Raw genomic sequence first — 605 nt, 5'->3', positions numbered from 1 at the left:
ACCGCTGGCAATCACTTCTTGCTGCTGTGTTGACCACACCAGCCAAGGTATTTCAGCGTCTTGTTGACTACTCAGCCGAACGGTCAGAAACTCGCTCACTGATCCCTCCAAAGCGACGGCGTATGACCGTTGCGGTTTCTCTATTATCACTAAACAATAAACTGCGAATACGAACTCGCGAGTCATCAACCAAGATTTGAGCATCCAGTTCAAAATAAGCACTATCGACAGCTAGGTACTGTTTCGCTTCTTCTTTCACTTTGCTCTCCACAGCGGCCAATGCGGCCTCTGCGAGAAAATTGTCTACCGATGCCCAACCATCAAATGGTCGGCTCTCGAGTAAGTTTTTTGCATCCCCTTCACTTAAGTGCGGGCTGAACATCGCCACCAATAACTTGGCATGATCGGGGGCCAAGGTATTGATATTCAAACGCCAATCATCAGTGGGGAGAGTGCAGATATAAGGTGCTATTTTATTCATTACATCCCCGCTCACCTGCTGAACCGCGCGCAGCTCACTGCTATCCGCAAGTAAACTATTCGCCGCCAGATAAGCAGGAGACATTGATTCATAATGGCTGTCTTCTACGCCATAAGAGGACTGT

At 48.4% G+C, this 605-nt stretch carries 2 protein-coding genes; both read right to left on the bottom strand.

Features of this window, described 5'->3' with window-relative positions; genetic code table 11:
• Positions 1 to 99, bottom strand: a 99-nt coding sequence (locus GMA8713_RS27640; RefSeq protein WP_198159613.1) for a type II secretion system protein GspL, incomplete at its 3' end; no start/stop codon positions are given.
• A partial coding sequence (gene gspK / locus GMA8713_RS26250; protein ID WP_157515825.1) for a type II secretion system minor pseudopilin GspK occupies positions 68 to 605 on the bottom strand: 538 nt, incomplete at its 5' end. The genes gspK and GMA8713_RS27640, both read right to left, overlap by 32 nt.

The sequence above is a fragment of the Grimontia marina genome, assembly GCF_900060185.1.
Classification (GTDB): domain Bacteria; phylum Pseudomonadota; class Gammaproteobacteria; order Enterobacterales; family Vibrionaceae; genus Enterovibrio; species Enterovibrio marinus.
Note: the sequence above shows the minus strand (reverse complement) of the source record. Positions and strands in the feature narration are given on the sequence as shown.